11 protein-coding genes are annotated in these 22173 nt (G+C 42.1%); 5 read left to right on the plus strand and 6 right to left on the minus strand.

Going from position 1 to position 22173, the window contains the following annotated elements; translation table 11 throughout:
* The first annotated feature begins 78 nt into the window (after positions 1-78).
* Positions 79-1632 (plus strand): hypothetical protein, encoded by a 1554-nt coding sequence (locus NRI_RS02475; RefSeq protein ID WP_041351494.1) that lies wholly within the window; start codon positions 79-81, stop codon positions 1630-1632.
* Positions 1633-1752: 120 nt separating this feature from the next.
* Here NRI_RS02475 and NRI_RS02480 read toward each other — a convergent pair whose 3' ends face one another.
* From NRI_RS02480 to NRI_RS02495, 4 genes are all read right to left on the minus strand, one after another.
* Entirely contained in the window at positions 1753-2691 is a 939-nt protein-coding gene (locus NRI_RS02480; RefSeq protein ID WP_015816442.1) for a fructose-bisphosphatase class II family protein, read from the minus strand.
* A gap of 345 nt (positions 2692-3036) precedes the next feature.
* Complete coding sequence (topA, locus tag NRI_RS02485; protein WP_015816444.1) at positions 3037-5520, minus strand: type I DNA topoisomerase; 2484 nt, start codon at positions 5518-5520, stop codon at positions 3037-3039.
* Positions 5521-5776: 256 nt separating this feature from the next.
* Positions 5777-7072 (minus strand): hypothetical protein, encoded by a 1296-nt coding sequence (locus NRI_RS02490; protein WP_015816445.1) that lies wholly within the window; start codon positions 7070-7072, stop codon positions 5777-5779.
* Positions 7073-7443: 371 nt separating this feature from the next.
* Positions 7444-8073 carry an O-methyltransferase gene (locus tag NRI_RS02495; RefSeq protein WP_081436405.1) on the minus strand — a complete coding sequence of 210 codons (630 nt, stop codon included), beginning with the start codon at positions 8071-8073 and terminating at the stop codon, positions 7444-7446.
* A gap of 414 nt (positions 8074-8487) precedes the next feature.
* Between NRI_RS02495 and acnA the strand changes: the two genes are divergently transcribed.
* Positions 8488-11205, plus strand: coding sequence for an aconitate hydratase AcnA (acnA, locus tag NRI_RS02500; protein WP_015816447.1), 2718 nt, complete (start codon positions 8488-8490; stop codon positions 11203-11205).
* Between the two features lie 169 nt (positions 11206-11374).
* Here the strand turns inward: acnA and NRI_RS02505 are convergent, their stop codons facing one another.
* Positions 11375-12346: a class I SAM-dependent methyltransferase gene (locus tag NRI_RS02505; protein WP_015816448.1), complete on the minus strand. Its 972-nt coding sequence runs from the start codon at positions 12344-12346 to the stop codon at positions 11375-11377.
* Between the two features lie 262 nt (positions 12347-12608).
* Positions 12609-15245 (minus strand): valine--tRNA ligase, encoded by a 2637-nt coding sequence (locus NRI_RS02510; protein WP_015816449.1) that lies wholly within the window; start codon positions 15243-15245, stop codon positions 12609-12611.
* Between the two features lie 294 nt (positions 15246-15539).
* Between NRI_RS02510 and prfB the strand changes: the two genes are divergently transcribed.
* The 3 genes from prfB (at position 15540) to NRI_RS02525 (ending at position 21702) form a co-directional block, all read left to right on the plus strand.
* Positions 15540-16638, plus strand: a protein-coding gene (prfB, locus tag NRI_RS02515) for a peptide chain release factor 2 (RefSeq protein ID WP_148205718.1) whose coding sequence is annotated in 2 segments (ribosomal slippage) — positions 15540-15608 and positions 15610-16638 — 1098 coding nt in all. Because the reading frame shifts where the segments join, the coding sequence is not laid out codon by codon here.
* 223 nt (positions 16639-16861) lie between these two features.
* Positions 16862-18253 (plus strand): hypothetical protein, encoded by a 1392-nt coding sequence (locus NRI_RS02520; protein WP_015816452.1) that lies wholly within the window; start codon positions 16862-16864, stop codon positions 18251-18253.
* 203 nt (positions 18254-18456) lie between these two features.
* The gene (locus NRI_RS02525) at positions 18457-21702 is read left to right on the plus strand and encodes a hypothetical protein (protein WP_041351497.1); all 3246 of its coding nucleotides are present in this window, start codon (positions 18457-18459) and stop codon (positions 21700-21702) included.
* The last annotated feature ends 471 nt before the right edge of the window (positions 21703-22173 follow it).

The following is a 22173-nucleotide window of genomic DNA, read 5'->3' on the forward strand; positions in this document are numbered from 1 at the left end:
CAAATATCGTGATATCTTAGCAATCTCTGCTGCTGCATTCCAAGGGGCAGGCTTTTAGTTTGTGAAGTTGTAGGATAAATGTTACGGATCCGTTTTGTTATACTTTCCCTTATACTGCTCCTCTGTTTACCTTCCTGTGGGAAAAAAAGAAGAGACTTTGCATCCTATCCACTCCAGAACCCTCAAGGAATAGATTTTGAAGGCGATCCTGACTTTGTATCATCCTACATGAGATACATAGGCGTCACAGAAAGTCAAAAAAATCCGGGAAGAGGTGCAAGCATATTCGAACTAGACAGTGTTGAAGAATTAGAAGAGTTCGAACCTGTTGATGCAGGCTGGGAAGTCGACAAAATCCCTCCAGGAAAAACAGAACTTGAAGAGTTCCTCACTGATAATTTGGATGCCTTGAAAAGCAATGTCGCGGATGCTGTTAAACAAGCAAAGGATTCGTTTGAGGCAGTTGCAAACGTAACAAAGAAATCCCTTACTGAACAGCGCGATGGTGATGTTAAAAAGCGTGTTAAAAAACGTGCCAGAGGTACCTTTCGCGGTGCTACATCCAAAACTGCATCAAGCAAATCAAACAACAATCGGAGCACCCCTGAAATAACAGAGATCACTGGAGAAGCGGAGGCTGAAAATGTAGCGGCCTCAAATAACACGCAAGGAAAGGATACAGCTTTCGAAGAAACTGATCTGCAGAGCAACCAAAGTACTCAGAATGTTGATGAGCTTCCAGAACCTTCAGCGGAGGAACTACCTGAAACAGATGATACCAAAACAGGAGACAGTGACGTAGGTCGGCTGGAGCAAGAGCTGATGAGTGTCGACAAGGAAGAAAACTCTGATCCAAACAGTCGTGGCGACAGCCGTGCGACACAGAATCTTGATCATGAAAAAACCAACCACGAAATCGCACCAGATCAAGAGAGTTACGGGGAGGGTGAATCTCAGCAAGATACGCTTAAGCCGAATGCAATAACAGATACAGAAGATTCAGGTTTCAGTGATCCATCTCAATCGGAAAGTGAAGATGACCAAAAAAGCGAAACAGCTGAAGATAATCAATATAGAAATTTGACTTTGCAAGATGGCGCTACGCTGGAGACAAAAATAGAAGATTCGAGTTCCACTGAATCATCTAACTCAGAAAGCGCGGATGATCAAAAAAAGGAAGCAGTTCAAGAAAAGCAAGATGGAAATGTGGCGCAACAAGATAATCCTCTTGTTTGCACTTGTGGCTGTCTTCTTTGTGATGGAGTCGATGAAAGAGAAGAGACAAGTCGAAATAACATATTTTCTGCAGAGGAAGACGTATCTCAGCAGAACGATCCTACTGTAGATCCATGTGAGTGCTCCTGTTGCAGTGGAAGCAACGAAGCAAAAGAAGAGATTCAGAAGGGCATCCCTCCGATGGAAGTAAGTAGGACGGTGCAAAGCACTCAGAGGGGTGATGCAAACTGCAGTATTGAGAAGGGCGTAACGCGCACTGCTAATAGCAGTGAAATCCTAGCAAAAATTCTATCAAGCTTGCCATTTTGCAAAAGCGAATGCGCCAGCACAGTTATATACTCAACTGACCCGATAATAGAAAATATCCAGGGTAGTCGGTCTGAAGAGCAAAGTTAGTAAAAGAGCTACCGTATAACAGTTTCATCATAGACCACAAGAAGTTTCCTCAGTGCAGGGAACCAGTAAACCTACGCTTGTACGGCCCCCTTTGCTACCCAGAAGCTCTTTTTAGTCATCCTACGTGCGGGGGACCCCGTGAATGGTGGAACACACTTTGTTAAATGACCCCGGCAATATAACTAGTGACTCACAATAAGTCGGGTATTTAAGATCACCTTTCCTGACGCCACCCAACAACTTCCCCTCTGTAACGCCAGTTAAAATAAGTATCACATTCCCCTTTACGAGTTCATCATGCGAATAAGACCTTTCAAAATCTGTGATCCCAACTTTTTGTGCACGCTCCCTCTGCTCATCGCTCTTAAAAAGGAATTTACTTACCATTCGTCCTCCGAGATTACGTACAGCCATAGCTGACAAGACACCTTCTGGAGCACCACCACTGCCCATATACGCATCTCCGGCATTTCCAATAACCATTGAGACAATAGCTGATATATCTCCATCTGTCACCAGTTGGACCCTTGCACCAACGTCCCTAACTGCGGCAATGAGCCCTTGATTACGTTCTCGCTTTAGGATTACAACAATAAGCTCTTCGGGTCCTTTAACTCCCTTAGCAGAAGCAATCTTCTTCAAATTTTCAGCAACCGTATTGCCAAAACTTATATCACAGTCATAAGGAGTGTATATCTTTTCCATATAAACATCCGGAGCAGAAATTATGCTTCCGGGCTCACCAAAACCAAGTACAACTAGCGAACCATCCATAAAGGATGCACAAACATCTGTCCCCTCTAATGGATCCACAGCTAGATCTAAGAGTGGTCCCCCCTTGCCTAGCACTTCTCCTACATGTAACATTGGCGCACAATCTCTTTCGCCTTCGCCTATCATAACATTAACAGTTGCATTGATCTCATTCAGAGCATTCCGCATCACCTCTACAGCGACACTATCCGCTTCTTTACTATCACCCAGGCCAGCCATGTCATAGCAAGAAATCGCTGTTTTCTGTGCTACAGATAAAAATTCCAAAATATATGAACACAACATATTAATTAGTCATCACAGACACGCCCCAGGAAGATTACCCGAAATCCAGAAATTGGGCAAATTAGCTCTCACCCAATGAAGAAATAAGCAACACGATTAAACTCACGCGAAATGCGAAGCATTCCTTGTACGAACACCAAGCAACACGCATCTAACGCTCTCTTTATGAGGTATCTCATTATAACATCGGGGGATGCACAGCATACAGGTTATTAAACAGGCGGAAATAGATCATGTAAGCCGAACAAGGCACTTTCAAGAAAATGGAAAAAAGCTAAACCCCTCTCCGCTCTCGAAACTGCTGTATCCATTTTCCCATTAACCCTGAAATGCATATTGAAAGCGTTATTTCTTCTCTTTTGTGGAAACCTTTCTCTTTGTTGCTACTTTCTTTGCAGATTTAGAGGTATTTTTCTTTTTTTCAATGAGAAGAATCGCCGTTTCAATGGATAACGACTCCGGACTTTCCGCCTTCGGTATAGGAACATTCATCTTACTACACTTGATGTACGGACCGTATCTCCCATCACGAATTTGTATCTCTTCACCTTCATAGGATCCAAGCACACGGAGCAAACTCTTGTCATGGATAACATAACTCTGTATGAACTGAACGGCTTTATCTAGTGTCATTTCATCCATTTGGGAAAACTGCAAGTTGTAATATTTTGCATTCCAAAAAAGATACAGACCATATGGGCCCAGCCCCATCTTGATTTCTTTACCATCTGCCGGGTGTTTACCAAGAATTTTCGGTAAAGAAGCTATTTTATGAGCAAACTCTTCATCTATAGAAACGGGATCAACATCTTTTGGTATGCTACTATTTTTGCCCTTGTACTTAAGGTAGATACCATAAGGACCCTTGTGCAGACTGATATCTTGAGCAATTTGCTTAGGATATTCAGTATCATCATCAGTGCTATAACTATTCACTATAAACCTACAAACTGGATAATTTGTGCAGCCGAGGAAAACTCCATAACGACTCACACTTAAATGCATATACCCTTTTTCACATTTTGGACACTTGTCACCCACCTTTACTTCCGCCGAAACAAGCTTTTGTTTTGCAAGGGCACCATTTACAAATGCCAGAACCTCAGTGATCGGAACCTTTTCTACCTCTTCTACGTTAGAATGAAAGCTGTCCCAGAAATCCTGAATTACATCTAGCCAAAAAATTGTTCCATCTGCGACTTTATCCAGTCTGTCTTCCATTTCAGCAGTAAAATGATACTCAACATATTTGCTAAAGAAATGTACCAAAAACTCAGAAACTAGCCTTCCCCTGTTCTCTGGAATAAACGACTTGTTGACAATAGATGCGTATCCCCTCTCCTGCAGAACAGAAACAACAGTAGCATAAGTTGAAGGACGCCCTATACCCAACTCCTCAAGATGTTTTACCAACCCTGCTTCTGAGTAGCGATGCGGCGGCTCAGTAAAATTTTGGGTAGGCAGCACATCACCTACCTTTACCTGAGCACCTTCTTTATGCTTCTTTATGAAATCTATAACACCCTGATTTTTATTTTTGTTTTTGCCATGTGAAAACGCAGCATTGAAACCATCAAAAATAAGCAGTGACGCTGATGCAGAAGTTTTGAACTTCTCATCTTGAGATATAAATACAATGTTCTGACTACTCGTAATAGCATCACTCATTTGACAGGCAAGTGCTCTCTCCCATATAAGCCTGTACAGCTTATACTGATCTGGGGTGAGATAAGATTCAATTTCTTCAGGTGTACGAAAAATGCTTGTCGGCCGAATAGCTTCGTGTGCCTCCTGAGCGTTTTTCACTTTTTTCTTAAATAAAACAGGAGATTCAGGCAAATACTCTTGCCCAAATTTTTTTTGGATAAACTCTCTTATCGCATCAACACTCTCAACAGAAAGATGAGTAGCATCTGTCCTCATATATGTGATGAGACCTTCAATCGCACCACCTATCTCGATGCCCTCATACAGCTTTTGCGCGAGACTCATTGTTTTTTTCACACTAAACCCAAGGACGGTTGATGCAGTTTGCTGCATAGTGGATGTAATAAACGGTGGACTAGGCTTCTGCTTGAGTTCTTTCTTCTTGATTTCTTCAACAAGGAATGGAAGCTCCCTGATTTCCTCAACAATCTTTTCAGCCTCCTCTGCTCCTCTTATGGACATTCTCTCGAGTTTTTCACCATTTATGTGTGAAAGTTGAGTAGGAATCACAAGACCTTCACCATCGGTCATATTCACACTCACTATCCAATATTCCTCTGGCGTAAACAGACCTATCTCATTTTCTCTATCGCATAGGATCCTGAGGGCAACAGATTGAACCCTCCCAGCAGATTTACTTCCGGGTAATTTCTTCCATAACACTGGAGAAATACTAAACCCAACAAGGTAGTCAAGTGCTTGCCTCAGCCTTTGCGCGCGAACAAGATTCTCATCTATCTTCCTTGGAGAAGCGATGGCATTTTGCACAGCGGTTTTTGTAATCTCATGAAACACAACCCTGTGTACATTTTTAGGAAGCACATCGTTCTCCTTAAACACCTCAACAAGATGCCAAGAAATGGCTTCCCCTTCTCTATCAGGGTCTGTAGCAAGGTAGAGGGCTGTCGCGTTTTTTACATCCTTAATTAATTGAGGCACCACCGTCTCACCGGTATCGGTAAGTTTGTAGAGCATCTCGAACGAGTCCGTTACATCAACAGAGCCCTTTTTATTGGGAAGCGCTCGCACATGACCAAAGGACGACAGTACCCTAAAGTCTTTACCTAAATATTGGGCAATAGCCTTACCTTTAGTGGGTGATTCTACTATGAGGACATTCATCTCTCAGAGACTTTTTATGAACAAAAACAATAAAAACTCAGAAACAACGTGGTGCTTCAGATAAAGAGATAAATTACCCCGAACAATTCGGCAAGTATAGTTCAGAAAAATAACTGAACCTCATCGTTGAACAAAACCGAATCTGTACATCCCCAGTACGACAAAGCTATCTCACAAACAAAACCGCCTGCATGGAGCACAACCAATAAGGAGGTGCCCCAAACGAAAAAACTAACCTAACACGCCGTTCAAAAACCTAAGCATGTTTCATAGAAGCAGAAATGGCTGCGGCGGATTCAACAGCTGCAGACTCTTCTAACATACTCGGAACACCTTCAAAAGTAGAAGCAGAAGTAGTTGGAACCGGCTCAAAAACTACATAACCACCTCTACTCGAATTAGACGAATCGTTTTCCAATGGAAGGACAGCTGAATTCCTTCTATGAAAAACTACCCCCGACAATGCTTCCGACTGTCCGCTGACTCCAGGACACACAGCCTCCTCCGATGAAGAATTATGTAGATGAGTTCCACACACACGTAGACGAACTTCCTCTACACTGAGCTCTTCCCCCTGATAACAAAGCTTATCTGGACACAATTGCGCATGATACTTTCTCCACTCAGCCATGCTTGAACTCGCAGCACGTTTAGGAAGATAAGCAAGCTCTTCCTCGGTAAGAAACTCGACGCAATCAAGACCAAAACTCCACCTTCCTGCTCTACTACCAGCTAAAAATTCACCAGCAATATACAACATTTTTTCCTTCTTACATTCAGCTTCATAGGCATCACTAGGCGAAACACTGCATTCTGTGATACGCAAACCTTCGTAAGATACTTTTGCACCTCCCCGCTTAAAAAGACTCTCCTTACTCACAACTAGGACAGAAAAAAAGTCCATTAAGGATGACAAAAACAAGAGCAGCATTGTTGTGCTAATCTCTTTCTTTTGCGGGATTTCTCTTTTAAAGCGAAAGAAAACGGAATGGAAGCGCATACAAGAACCACCTGGATCACCCTCAAGGTACCCTTCTTTCGGCGCACCAACCCTTACTGCATCCGCACCCTTCACCACATTTATACTCATGTAGATGGGACGCTTACTGAAAAACTCTTTGAACCCCTCTACCACGGCTGCTACGCTACTTGACCCTAGTGGTAAATTCTGTTTCTCGCAGTCTGAAACAAATTTGCAGAGTGCATATTCAAAAAGCTCAATAAAAAGGTCTCTGCTTTGCTCATCCACAATGCAGAGGTCACACATTAACTTATTCGCATCCCTAATCCTTTTGGCCTCAGAAGAAGTCCTTTTAGCAGCACCCTTATATACGCCCCCATTTACAGCAACCCTCTCCTTTATCGCTACGCTATAAGGCTCTATAGACTCCGGACCAGCACTCCAGAGCTGGGTTACCAAATACACAGGGTTAGTTTTATCCAAAAACAGCAGATTACGAATCCCCTTTAGAACACCTTCATAAAAAGGTCGATAATCAACCAGAAGCTTTGAATCATCTACTTCTACCTCAACAACCGCTCCACTATGCATAACACTCTTACTTCTCAAGTAATAGAAACAAAATACTCTGTCTATAATTAGCTGTATGCTATTATGTGACAGTTATCCAGATTTAAAGTAAAGTATTACTAATTATGCGTTAATGGGCATTACTTTGCCAAATAAGAAGGTTGAACCCTTTCAAAGGAAAAAGAATAAATAATTAGGTTTCTAGTAGTGGAAGCAGTTCAGGTGATGATTCCTATTCCCGTGAGACTTTTTTCCCATTCAGATATAAAAAACCTCAACACGAAAATAGGAAAATAAGACACCTACTTCATCAGCAGTGGTGGGAATAAAAACAACAAAACACATCACAGGTGCAAAGGATATGAATGCATTCCTTTTCCACCTTTATCAAATCACTTCTTTGTTGCAATAGTAAGGCCGTTCGTGGTTGGCAAGATAACAGAGTCGTACTTATCTGAATCACTAATCATTGTGTTGAACCGCTCCATAAATTGCCAAGCTCTACTGTTACTAGAGGGATTATTTTTTCCAAAGCCAAGTGTGTTATCAGCAATAATGAGTCCGCCAACTCTTACGTTTGCTTCTCCCCATTCAAGATAAGTTGGATACCCGGACTTTTCTGCATCAATAAACAGCATATCAAAAGGACCAAAGGAGTTAAGTTCCAAAAGCTTAATCTTTGCATCACCTATAAAAAGTTCTATCTGTGGAAAAGTGGAAAAGTTTTGTAATGCAATTTGCGCATATTCAGAATTCTTTTCAATTGTGTAGACTTTACCACCATTTCCAACCGCCTTTGCCATGCAAATCGCCGAGTAACCAACTAATGTTCCAACCTCAACGATAGTTTTTACCTTATTCATTCTAATCAGAAATGCCAGAATTGCTCCTTCTATCCGTCCAATTTGGATAAACCGCCTCTTATCAGAAAAAGTTTCCTCCCTGATTTTCTTCATCAACTGACATTCCACCGGTAACTTGGAAATGATGTATTCTTCAGCACATGAATCCTCAAAACGCATGACTAGCACCGAATAAGATTAACAATATGGAAGAGCGCATGACACAAAACTTACATGGCTGCATCAAGATACTCACGCCATAGAAAAGTATCACTTCATCAGGAGTATTAGAAGCATGCTTGAAATCTGGATGTTTCGATTATCGACCTGTCAACGAAAACCAAAACTGATCTACAAAGGTACCACAAACACTTAATTCAATCAGCAAACTCAATCGCTGCGATTTATGTATTTACAGCATTACTTGCACACTCGACACTTTCGCGAGAAAAAACGGAGTGCACATACTAATGAACAATTAAACCAAAAGCTGTCTTGCATTTCACGCGCACATGCAGAGAATAAAGTTACTTCCCTGCATTATACTTTTCCTTTAGTTTTACAGGCTAGTCTGGGCTCAGGAATATACAGAAAATGAAGAAGAAACTAAAATCCAAAATAAGCTACTTCGATATAAAGCTTGAGGAAAGTGTCACTAGTCTTCCCTGTGTAATCAAAATCCTGATAGAGAATGCCCTGAGAAATAGGCAGAAAGACTCGATTGTGAGGGCATTGTGTCATTACAAACAACATATTGGAAATCTAGCTGTGGATTACTATCCCTCTCGCGTGCTAATGCAGGATTTTACTGGCGTACCTGCCATAGTGGATTTGGCAGCCCTACGTGATGCCGTTTCCGAAGCACAGGGAGACCCAAGAAGTGTAAACCCAAAAATTCCGGTGGACCTTGTTATAGACCACTCGATTCAGGTTGATTCTTATGGCAAGGCAAGCTCGGCCACCGAAAATAAAACAATAGAATTTCAAAAAAACATAGAAAGATACAAACTCTTAAAATGGGCCCAAAAGTCCTTTCAGAATTTTCGAGTGGTTCCACCAGGAACTGGTATTTGCCATCAAGTCAATCTAGAGTACTTGGCACAGGTTGTCCGCACAGAACGGCAAGAAACAGAAGTATTAGCATACCCAGATACCCTCGTGGGTACAGACAGTCATACTACTATGAGCGGTGGTCTCTCTGTGCTTGGGTGGGGTGTCGGGGGAATAGAAGCCGAATCAGTGGTGTTGGGTGAACCTATTTCGATGGTAATTCCTGAAGTAATTGGATTAAAACTTGAAGGAAAATTAAAAGCTGGTCTTACTGCAACTGACCTGGTTCTACATATTACTCACTTACTTCGAAAACACAAAGTAGTAGGAAAATTCGTTGAAGTCTTTGGTGATGGTGTCAAGAACCTTTCTGTTGCAGATCGAGCAACAATAGCAAACATGGCACCTGAATGCGGTTCGACATGCAACTTCTTTGCTCCGGACCAAAAGACACTAGATTATCTCGACCTTACCGGAAAAACACAAGAACAAATTGACCTAGTAGAAGATTACACAAAAAGTCAAACGATGTGGGCAGATTACGCACGTGCAACAGATTTCGTAGACGTGATTGAGCTAGATCTCTCCGAGGTTCGTACGACCCTTGCAGGGCCAAAAAGACCACAAGATAAGATATCTCTTCACTTAGTACCAGAGAACTTTAACAAGGTGTGTACTCGTTCTGAAAAAAAGGTGGAAACTTCTCCCGCACCTGATGAAGAATGTGTTCAAATACCGCAAACTTCTGTAGGCATAGGGGCAGATTCGCCTAAGCTTCAAAATGGGTCCATAGTGATTGCCGCAATCACAAGTTGTACAAACACTTCTAACCCCTCCGGGATGATTGCAGCGGGTCTGTTGGCAAAAAGAGCTGTACAATCGGGACTACAGGTGAAAAACTGGGTGAAGACATCTCTTGCACCTGGATCCCAAGTTGTCTCAGAATATTTGAAGCAGTCTGGACTACAGGACTATCTAGACCAGCTGGGTTTTAACATCGTGGGTTTTGGTTGCACGACTTGTATAGGTAATTCAGGTGAATTGAAAGAGGAAATCTCTGAGGAAATTGATGAGAAAGATCTGGTAGTAGTATCTGTACTTTCCGGTAACCGTAACTTCGAAGGCAGAATTCATCCAAAAGTAAAAGCAAATTACCTAGCTTCTCCCATGCTTGTGGTTGCTTATGGTATTGCAGGCAATATAAACATAAATCTAGAATCTCAACCTCTCGGGTATGATAAAACCGGTAAAGCAGTATACCTAAGAGACATCACCCCATCAGATGATGAAATTGATGCTTATGTTCATCGCTTTCTCAGAAAGGAGATATTCTTGTCAAAATATCAGGATGTTTTCTTAGGTGACAGGAACTGGCAACAATTAGAGTGTACTAGCTCAGTAACTTACAAATGGGACGAAAACTGTACCTACATTAAAAGTCCCCCTTTTTTTAAAAGTGATGGTCAGGTCAGTTTTCAGGATATAATTCCTAAGATCAATGAAAAAGTAGATCACCAACCTGCGGCATTTGATATCTCAGTGAGGGATGCACGAATACTTGCTGTCTTCGGGGATAGTATCACAACTGACCACATCTCTCCGGCCGGGACGATTCCTGTAAAGAGCCCCGCAGGGGAATATCTAAAGACATTAGGTGTAACTCCACAGCAATTCAATTCTTATGGAGCACGGCGAGGTAATCACGAAATCATGATACGTGGCACCTTTGCAAACACAAGGATCAAAAATAAGATGCTTGAGAATGTCGAGGGAGGATATACAACTCATTTCAACCGTGATGGCAGAAGGGAAATCGTTAGCATCTATGAAGCAGCAATGCGCTATAAATCCTCTGGAACCAATCTTGTTATTTTTGCGGGCAAGGAATATGGTACTGGCTCAAGTCGTGATTGGGCTGCAAAGGGCACGTACTTGCTTGGCGTCAAGGCGGTGATAGCAGAGAGTTTCGAACGTATTCATAGAAGCAACCTAGTTGGCATGGGTGTTCTTCCGCTTGTTTACTCTGATCCTGAAGAGTATGGTCGCTTAACACTCACCGGCGAGGAAATCGTTACTATAGAGTTAGAAGGCGACCCTTCACCGATGTGCAAAATGGAGTGCCAAATTATCAACAAAACAGGTCTAACAGAACGCTTGGCGCTTACCCTAATGGTTACAACGGAAAAGGAGATGGGTTATATAAAGGTTGGTAATATACTAAAGTACGTACTCAAAGAATCTTTTCTGGAACAAAAGCACTAGATACTAGGTTCAATAAAATGTACAGCTTCCTAAAATCTTAAAACGTTAGGAACGCTCGATCGGCTGGTATTTTGACTCAGGGTAAACCCTATGTGTGAGGCCTGCAACTAGTCTCTCAGAGCGATTGTGACTAGCAAACCACAGCTTACATAAGCCTCATTGATTCAATTTAAATTATCGCACACTTAAATAATCTGCCCATTTTTCCTTTATCTACAAGCCTAAATAAGGTTTGCTCAAGTATTCCGGTATCGGTAGCGGAAGACCTCTTCGCAAGCTCAAATATACCATAAAGAGATAAAAAATCTCCCTGTGTCATTAATTTGGCCCTCGGAAATAAGTAAGAAAAATCAATTTCATGGGTTATGTCTGATTCGCCTATACTTTCAAAAATATCGATAAATCTATGTCCCTTTACTGCCTGTATTGTACTTCTTCGTGTGCAGGTAGCGTGCCCATAATCTACTATGAGTCCACTTCCACCGTCTTTCGCGATTCTAGTAAGTATTGACGAGGCGATCTGCTTCCCAAGCAAACTTATCTCAACTATATCTCCATCTTTAAATTTACCACTAAATCTTTTTCGCGTTTCTTCCTCTTCTATTTGAAAATCCTCTGTTATTTTCCGTTCAAAAAAAGTTCCACCCCAAAAAATAAACTGATCTATTGGAAGTGCATCAAAAAACTCGTTTGCCAAAACAATCACTTTACCGTTCGGAAGCTCATCTATACTATTACACCACCGAATCTTACAGCTATGAGGACGTAAATTTTCCATCTGTACACCTCTGAGAAACGGACTTATCTCTATCATATAAACAGTAACTGAGTCATAGAAGGACTCGACATTCCTTATAGTATTGAGAATATCAAACATCATCATTCCGCTCCCAGGACCCAGTTCCACGATTGCTATTTCACGTGGTTTTTCCAGTCTTTCCCACTGTTCAAGGATCCATACTGCCACTGTCCTTCCGAAAAGAGACGAGATCTCTGGTGCAGTAATGTAATCCCCTGTTTTCCCTATTGGGTTTCTTGTTATATAGTACCCTTTGCTCGGATGGTACATACTCAACTCAATAAATTTTGAGAATGCGATAGATCCATTTTCTCTAATAAAATTCTTTATATAAGATCTCATCTGTTCTTAATAAAACCCGCCAATAATACATCACTCGCGCACCTTACGTAGAAGAATAATCAACACACAAACCAGCTTCAAAGAGACGTAAGAGATCTACTTCACATGATCTAGTTTGAAATCAATATATAAAATCCACATAACCATAACAGAAAACTGCGCCAGTAACCCCTACATCCTTGTAAATAATAGCACTTAAAAATGGTCCTCAGTCTGTGAAATATGCTGATTCCTCAAGCTGCACACAAAATGGAAAAGCAATCTATAAAAAGAGTTTCACTTCCACCAATCCATTTGGTACATCATCCTCTATTTCCCACACAATACGTGCGCTATTGGTGGCTGCCTTAATGTCATATTCCGCCTCCAGCATCTCAACTGCAGCTGTTTTTATCTCAACCAAGCTGATCTCTTTCTTCATAGAAATAGAGTGTTCCGATTTAAACTCTCTGACTTTTGCGAGAATTTTTATAAAATCATTACCAGAAAAAGTTATCTTACGAGCTAAAGAGATTTCATCAGGCCAAGTAAAACCGCCATGCAAGGATACAGTATCTGGGAAGAGTGCCGAATATATTTCATCTGTCACATATGGGAGAAAAGGGGCAAAAAGTTTTAAAATTACTGCTAGAGATATGCTCAAGGTATGCAGAACACTTTCTCTCCCGGGAACATCATTGTATGCCCGAGACTTGACAAGCTCCAAGTAATTATCGCAGTACTCGTGTAAGAAGAACCTTTCTATTAATGCTTTTGCATAGAAATAATCACAGTTCTCAAGCGCAAGTTCCGCACCCTTCACTACCTCAGATAACCTACTAAGAATCCATAAATCAGTTACATAATCCACTTTGAGTAGTTCCGGATCACTTACAAGGAACTGCTCAATAAACCTAGCAGCGCTCCATATCTTATTAACAAGCTTTTTACCTATGAGGAGAACGTTCTCACTAAAACACGTATCGCAGCCAAGTCCTGCACTCGCACTCCAGTACCGAACGACGTCAGCACCATGTTCAGCAATAAGTTTTACTGGATCAACCGTATTACCCTTGGACTTGCTCATCTTACTTTTGTCACTTGCAAGGCACCAACCACTGACCATAACTCTTCTCCAAGGCACTGTTTGGTACTCTAAAAATGATCGGAGAATTGTATAGAAAGCCCAAGTACGTATTATTTCGTGTGCCTGTGGCCTCAGTGACATTGGCTGAAACTGTAGCCGTTCTTCATCCAGTAAGTCAGAACTTATACCAGTGACTGGATCAGGATCCATTTGCTTTGCTCCCCTGGAATCACACATACTCTTCGTAAGTAGCGAGTAATTAATCTGCGGTGAAAGAGAGCTAGTTGCCCACGTGTCCAAGACATCTTTATCCTGTATATATGTTTTTCCGTCCCTGAAAATCACATCACTTTCCACAGGCAATTCAGACAATTCAGGTAGCAGTATACCTCCAGTTTCTTTTTCGTAATAAACTGGAACCCGCACCCCAAGATACCTCTGCCTGGAAATACACCAATCCCATTTGAGCCCATCAATCCACTGCTCTATCTTGATTCGCATTTTCTCAGGTAACCAATCAATCTCTTGGACCCTATTTTTCAGCTCTTCCTTATGCTTTAGGATTTCAATGTACCACTGATACGTCGAGATAATCTCCAACTTTCCACCCGACCTTTCTGCGCACTTAACACGATGAGTGATGGCTTCCTGTCTTGTCAAAAGTCCCTTTTCCCTTAACTTTTCTAAAATATACTCACGTGCGTCTTCGACTTTTTTACCACCGAGTAAATCTATTCTACCGTATCTATCAATTACCTCGAGTAATGGAAGATCATATTTTTTCCACCATTTGATATCCATTTCATCACCAAAAGTGCAGCACATTACAAGACCCGTTCCCTTTTCAACTATAACGTCTGGATCAGGAATAATAGGCACTCTTTTGTTGAAGATTGGAGTAATAGCATACTTACCTTCAAGATTTTTGTAGCGCTCGTCAGAGGGATTATAGAGAAGCGCTACACATGCAGGAAGAAGTTCCGGTCTTGTTGTACCAACCTCAAGTTTTCTCAAATTTGTACAGGATGACAGCACACTAGACGACCCCTGCTCAAGAGAATTAGCTCCTGTAAAATCATGTTTGCACACCCTATCGGCTGCTAAACCATTGTCATCAGGATTACCAACGACAGCAGAAACATCACCACTTGTCCTATCCGAAGTTTTGGTTGCAACCTCGCACTTACCATGAATATCGGATCCTATACTAACGTCTCCATTATCCTCACATAGGAAAATAACGTAGTTCATCTTGGAGTCAAATTCTTTTTCCTCGACCTCAGCTTGGGCAATTGCTGTCTGATCTATTACATCCCAAAGTATGGGCATCTTCTTCCTATAGAGCAGTCCCTTCTTGTACAGGTACAAAAAGGACTCCTGTGATAGACGCTTACAATCTTCACTGTTTGTTTGATAACTAAAATCCCAGTCGATACTTAGGCCTATGCTATCAAAAAGATCTTTGAATTCTTCAACTCTTTCCGCCGAAATTCCCTCACACAGAGCTACAAATTCTGCTCTATCAGATCTGCTAGCTTTAATTTTACAGGACTTTTCAACAAGTCTCTCCGTTGGAAGGCCATTATTATCGAATCCCAAAGAGTAAAAGACATTTTTGCCACGCATTCTTTGGTATCGAGCTATAAAATCGGTATGGCAATAGCTAAATACATGCCCAATATGTAGAGAGCCAGAAATAGTAGGGGGAGGTGTATCTATTGAGAAAATATCCTTATATTGCGGAGAAAACTTATACATCTGTTTCTCCTTCCACCTCGTCTTACAGTTATATTCGATCTGAGAAAAGTCGTATCTACTTGCCAGCTTTGCCATTGCCCTGAACTTGCCTATCTTTCTTTCATGTTATCCAAGAAAGAAGAACTATTAAATCACCCTCTTCCGTAACTAATGGAGTACGCTCAAAATAACAGAAGAATTTTCCATATTCTTGAGTAGAAGCTCCCTAATTCAACGCAGAGCTCATGACTTTAACAGCATGTGTAGGAAGAAGAAAGACACAAATATCTCCTGGGGTAAAATAGTTTGAAGAAAATAACACGTAATAAAACCGTTCTTTGACTTGAGGAACACCTGAAGTACAATCGTTTCGTACGATAAACAAAAGCAATGGATTTCGAGACACAATTGGCACTACATGGTTTAAAGAAGTCTATCGAAGTAATCAGGAGGCAACTTTGACATCGAAAAGAAGCACACTCGCTTGGAAGAGATTCAAGCTCTGGTTGATTCTCCTAGACTCTGGGAAGATCAATCCAGGGCACAGCTCTTACTAAAAGAGAAATCACAAATAGAAACAAGCCTAAAAGAATTCAGAGAACTATCAATTCAGCTGGATGATCTCACCGAAATGATTGAGCTTGCATCAAAAGATGGCGAAGAAGGAGCGATGAAAGATCTCGAAAGAGAGCTTTTGTTACTCAAGGAAAAAATCCAAAAAAAAGAAATAGAATGCCTTTTTTCAGGCGAGGCAGACGGTAATGATTGTCTTCTAGAAATACAATCCGGCGCAGGCGGAACAGAGAGTAATGATTGGGCAATGATGTTACTCAGGATGTATACGAGATGGGCAGAAATTTATCATAAATTTCAGGTACAGATTGTGGATAAAGTTGAAGGAGAAGAGACTGGGATAAAGTCCTGCACACTCAAGGTAATGGGAAAGAATGCTTACGGCTGGGCTAGAACAGAAACTGGTGTACATAGGTTAGTAAGGATTTCCCCGTTCGACGCAAATGCAAAGCGCCACACAAGTTTTGCTAAAGTTTTTGTTTCACCGTGCATGGAAGGTGAAATAAACATTAGCATAGATGAAAAAGATCTAAAGATTGACACTTACAGAGCTTCCGGAGCAGGAGGACAGCATGTAAACAAGACTGAAAGCGCCGTCAGAATCACTCATTTACCGAGTAAAATAGTTGTACAATCACAAAGCAGCAGATCACAGCACCAGAACAAGGCAGAGGCAATTCAGATGCTAAAGTCTAGGCTATATGAGATAGAGCTCCGCAAAAAAGAGGAAAAGGTCAACGCTGCACGTAATGTGGAAGATTCCATTGGTTGGGGCTACCAGATCAGATCATACGTACTGCACCCGTATCAGATGATAAAAGACCTTCGTACTGGACACGAAGTAGGAAACATCACCTCGGTTCTTGATGGCGATCTGGACTCTTTTATTATCGCCACCATATCTAATAATTCCTGAAGATTCACCTTCTAATAGGTTACTCCGGTTCCGCTCAACTCACTCACCTGAACCCACGCTCACAAAACTCGAGCCCATACATCTTTTAATGGTGCTTGTAATCAGGTAAGCCCTGTCTATTGGCTAGTATGTAATAAGTATATCTCACTATGGTTCGCATGGATATTTAATAATATTCTAATTAAAAAATATAAATAATATTCTTTTACGTACTTATCTACGCATGCTGGACAATAAATTTAAAAATCTTGTGGAAACCCTAATCCAAACTGATATTTCTGCCTTAGATACAGTACTCGGGCTAAATCTATCTCTAAAAGAGCAGCAACAGAAACTAAACTCTATGAAGATGCTACTGAAAGAAGCAGAAAATTCATTTGATAAGGATCTGAACACAGAAATGGGAAGGACGCATGAGTCTGCAGGACTCATACAAGATGGGATAAGTTCACTTCTCGAAACACTCCAGGTAATTGTATTGTTTGCGAAACCTAACAAAACCGGGGACCCTATGATCCCAGCGAAATATAGGGAAAACATTACCATACAGCTAAGAGAGGCTCATGGGAAATTTCTTAACGCTATAAGTAAACTGCACCTATACAATGAAATTCCCACACATGAGAAAGCTACCGAATACATCCACAAAATATTTCAAGACGCAACAAAATTCGTAACGGATGTCTTAGAAAAATCAGATAGAAAAGAGCAACAGGCAACCTATAAAGAGTACGAAAACAAGGCCCGGACCGATAGTGCTAACTCCTTTATAGCAATTACAGCACCTAACGCCTATAGGACAATGGTAACGAAAACGCTTACTCAGGCAAATCCCACGCTTGAAAATGAAGCGCTCAAAAAGCTTATCGAAGACAGGATCGAGAGTAAGACAACAGCAATGGAGGGAATAATTCAGATTCTAGGAGAACATGCAAAGAAATATGATAAAGAGGGAAAATCAGAAAAAGAATTGGGAAAAAGTGTATTAAAATCGATCGATCAGATTGAGGCTTTAATCAGAACAACCCTGATACAACGCATCGCAGGATTTATCCAGGTGGAACCAAGATTCTCAACTGAGGCAGTAGATCCAGCTAAATTAAAACAAAGAAAAGATAAGAGTAAGTCACAATGGTTATTCAATTTTATTAAGAAAAAAGTTATTCAATTGAAAGAAATAGTTGTTAATGCAAAAAAAATCATCTCCGTAGACAACAAGCTAGCTAAGGGAGAAAAGCCCCATCCTATTGGGCTAAAAAAGCAATTCTTACGCGAAGAACCACCTAAACCCACACTAGAGAACGCGAATACCCTTAAGGGACAGAGAAAACCATCTCCCACTGTACTAGAAGAAAAGCCTTACATAAGAAAACCGCCTATGACCGCACAGAGTAACGGTGGCTTTTCTAAAGGTCAAGAAAAATTATTTTCTGACATACTAAAAAGAAAAACTTCTACGCGAAAAACTAACAACGTTGTCCAACAGAAAAGAGATGCTTCAACTCAAACAGAGCATATTGTGCAACAGAAAAGGGACGCCTCAACCCAGACAGAAGACAACATTGTTGCTGTTAACATAAAGAAGGCAGTAGAAGCTACACAAAGCCACAAGTAATCAATAGTTCTGGTTCAGGAAGCTCAACTTTAGGAAGGATTTGCATGAAAAAATAAAAGCATGTTTTCCTTCCATATAGGCTTTTGCGTGCTTCCATCTAATTAGCATTCAAACAAATTAGTAAATATCCGTATTGGGATACTATATTTTTTATTAAGAGTTTTATCTTAATGTATTAGGAAATTTACTAATTTAGATACGCAATGCCCCCTTATTATGCACCTTTCCTGAATATAGAGATCGTAAACGCAATTCAATCATTAGCGCAACTGGGCTCCATATTAATTCAGGCTACCCAACAAAGGGGAACGTCTCGTGCTACCCAGGAAAGCCTGCGCATCCAAGCAGTCAGTGCCTACATTGATCTAGAGAATGAACAGAACACTCTCAAAGCGTTAGATGCTCCTGATAGGCGAGAGGCTGTTCAACGTCGTGACTACATTTGTGAGTGTTCAAAGAGCATTGTAAGACATATAGAGCCAAATGATACAGGCGCTCCCCCTATTCCACACAAAAAGGCGATAAAAATAGCAAAGAGACTTGCAAAGGCCTGTAATGGATTAGCAGGGATCTTAGAAACTAGTGCGCCTCATTTACCCCCTACGGCACGTAACATATTAACCAACATACTGCTAAGACACGCGGAAAATGTACTATCTGCTGTGAGTGCAACATCCCCTCTCAATTTGATGACAGCAGCAAACTCTACCGCAAGTATGTCTCAAGAGATACAGTCAACGATTGTCTCAGGTGGAACTGCACTTGCCCTAGAGGAAGAATTGGCATCTGTTCCAGGTCTAGCTCCAGTAGGAGATCAGGGCTACGAACAGCAAAGACATAGGCTCCACGCGCTACTTGAAGAGGCCCTGGCTGTAACAAGGGACGCTGGCTATAATTCTGTTTTCCTTGCACGCCCAGACATACAGGAAGAAGTAAACCGTGCAGAAGCAGGAGAAGTACAGGAAGTGCAAGCAGCAGAAGCGGAATCTATTGATTACGCTTCCGATTTGGCATCCGTTTCATCTGATGAAGAAGATGAAGAACTGTCCTCTGATGAGGAACTTTCTTCCGAGGAGGAAGAGGAAGAAGCTTCCCTTGATACGGATCCAGAGATGCCTCCTCTTGAAGATCTTGAGGACGACGTTTTTTTGGCCGAAGAGGGAGCTGTAGAAGCTCAAGCAGCTGCAACGGCGGAAACCCCAGGTGACACACTAGAGGCAGCACCATCTTTAGAATCTCCAACACCTGAGGATCTCGAGGTAGAGGCAATATTATCCTCTGCAGAACAAAAATCTACATCGGGAAGCAAAAGATCAGCATCTGAACCAGGAGAAGAAACAGAAACCAAAAAGAAGAGACTTGCCTCAAGACGCGCACCACTTCCGCAAAGAGAAGACGCAGAAGAGCAAAAAAAAGAAGAAAAAGAAACTCCAAGACCTGGCTTTCTTAACGCGTTATTACTAAGGGCTCTTGACTTAGCTGCAAGCGTTACAAGAAACGCATTTAGTGTAATAGTAAGAGTCCTCAATGGCGAGGCTATTAGGGAAATATGGCGAAAAAACCGTGAACAGCAAACAGGTAGACATGATTCAACGCAGCCACAGGAAGGAGTACGGCAACGTAGCGCTTCTATGTCGGATGTACGCTCCGCTGGTGAGGAACAAGCGCAAGAAGGAGTACGGCAACGCAGTGCTTCTATGCCGAATTTAAGCTCTGTTGATATAGAACAAGTGCAGGAAGGGAGACTGCAACGTGCTACTGCTTCAGCAGATTTACGGTCTGCCGGCACACAAGCACCTTCACCAAAGCCGGGCGCACCAAAAAGAAAGGCAACAGATCCTCTACCAGAGATACCAGTACAAACAAAAGCATTAAAAACAGCAACACCTACACCTGCTTCAGAGCAACCTTCTGCCGCTATGGAGACTACTCCAACACCAGCTTCAGAGCAACCTTCTGCTGCTATGGAGACTAGTCCAACCCCAGGTGAGCCACAAGCCCCTCCTAAACCACCTAGGACCTTCTCATATGAAGCCAAAATGGCAACTGCACCTACCCCTGAAAGCAGTATAGGTACTAGCAGCGCATCTACTGAACCAGAACAACGTACTACTTCAGCATCACCTTCTCCTGAGGGAAGTATTCCACTTGAAGCACCAAAAACCCCTCCAACCCGTCCGGTTGAAGGAGGAGTTACAAGAAGAATAGAAGAACTGCGTGCCTTTGTAAAAAAAGCACTAAGAAAGAAAGAGGGTGGCTCTCGTAGCGCATCTCCTGAAAGAGCGGACGCTGCTGTACAAACAGACTTCGACCCTCAACCTTTTGAGGAACAAACTACTCAAACGCCGGAAGGCAGTCCAACTTTGCCACCAAAGCAAGCAAATTATCTTTTTGCCGGTGATAAGATTGTCATGCAAGCTCCGAAAGAAAGGAGGCACTCCGACAGTGACATCATAAGATCGCAGAGACCACAAACACTGGAGGATGTGTTAAAATTAAATCCAACTCCTAGCACCTCAACAAGTGGGAGGGGCACGCCTCTTCAGCAAGATCAAAAAGCTGGAAAAGGTGAGAAACCCCTCCCTCCTCCACCACCTGTGAGGACTTCATCTCTTCAAAAAGGATTAGAGGCCGGAGAAGGTGAGAAACCTCTCCCTCCTCCAGCACCACCATTACCTGAGCCAGCTGCTAAAACAGCACCTAAGACGGTTGCACCTAGTAGGCCAAAGAAGGGCCCTAAACCGCCGTCACCTGCTGAAGCTATGATGAGTGAGCTGGAAGCACGACTTCAAGCAGGAGGTGGACTGAGACCACAAAAAGAACGTGCCCCTTCACCTAAGGCGCTTAAAAAAACTAAAGAAACACTTACTCCACGAGCAGCAATGATGCAGCAGCTTTCCCAAGTACTCGAACAGAGAAGTTCTAGACCGTCAAGTCCAACTCAAGATGGTACTACGGGAAGCAGGGATACTGGAACAAGTTCTAGATCTCCTTCACCAAAGCCGGAAGAAACAGTGTATGCCACAGTGGCACACAAAACTCCTTCACCAAAGCCACACTCGCCACCAAGGCCCGAAGAAACAGTGTATGCCACAGTGGCACACAAAACTCCTTCACCAAAGCCAACAAAGCCACCTTTACCACCAAAGCCAACTCCTGAAGCGCTAGCAGCATCAGCTGGAGCAAGTTCTAGGTCTTCTTCACCGAAGCCAGAAAAACCACCTGTACCACCAAAGCCAAGCCCTGAAGCGCTAGCAGCATTATCTACAACAGGACGGCATACACCTACTCCATCAAGCCCGAGTCCTGAAACTATCCCAGTAGCACAAGTAGCCGCAGCGGCCGCGGGTTTGGAAGGGGTCAAATCACAGGGAACAGTGCCAGAAGGCTCAGTCAAAGCACCTGGAACGGGAGGAGCTGAAACAAAACCTGAAGCACCTCAACGGTGATTTTAGACGCATTGGAGGCGAATTATTTCGCCTCCAATAACTGCGTGGTACATGATTAGCACAATACATGCACCTATTTGTACTAAAAAGTAGCAGGAAAACCTAAAACCACATCAGAGAACTGGAATATCCTTCAAGAAAAGAGAAAACCATCTCTCACTGTATCGAGTAACGGGCGCATTTCTAAAGGTCAACGAAAATCATTTACTGACATATCAAAAAGAGAAACTTCTACGCAAAAAACTAACAACGTTGTCCAGCAAAAAAGAGAAACTTCAACTCAAACAGATATTTTGCAACAGAAAAGGGATTCCTCAACCCAGACAAAAACCAAGATTATGACTGCTGATATAAGGGGAGCAGTAGACGCTACACGGAATCACAGCTAATTAAGATATTCTGCTTCAGGAGGCTAAATTTTAGTAAGGATTTAATAAAGGCTTATCCTTCCTCCATGTAGGTTTTTTGTAT

The sequence above is a fragment of the Neorickettsia risticii str. Illinois genome, assembly GCF_000022525.1.
Lineage (GTDB): Bacteria > Pseudomonadota > Alphaproteobacteria > Rickettsiales > Anaplasmataceae > Neorickettsia > Neorickettsia risticii.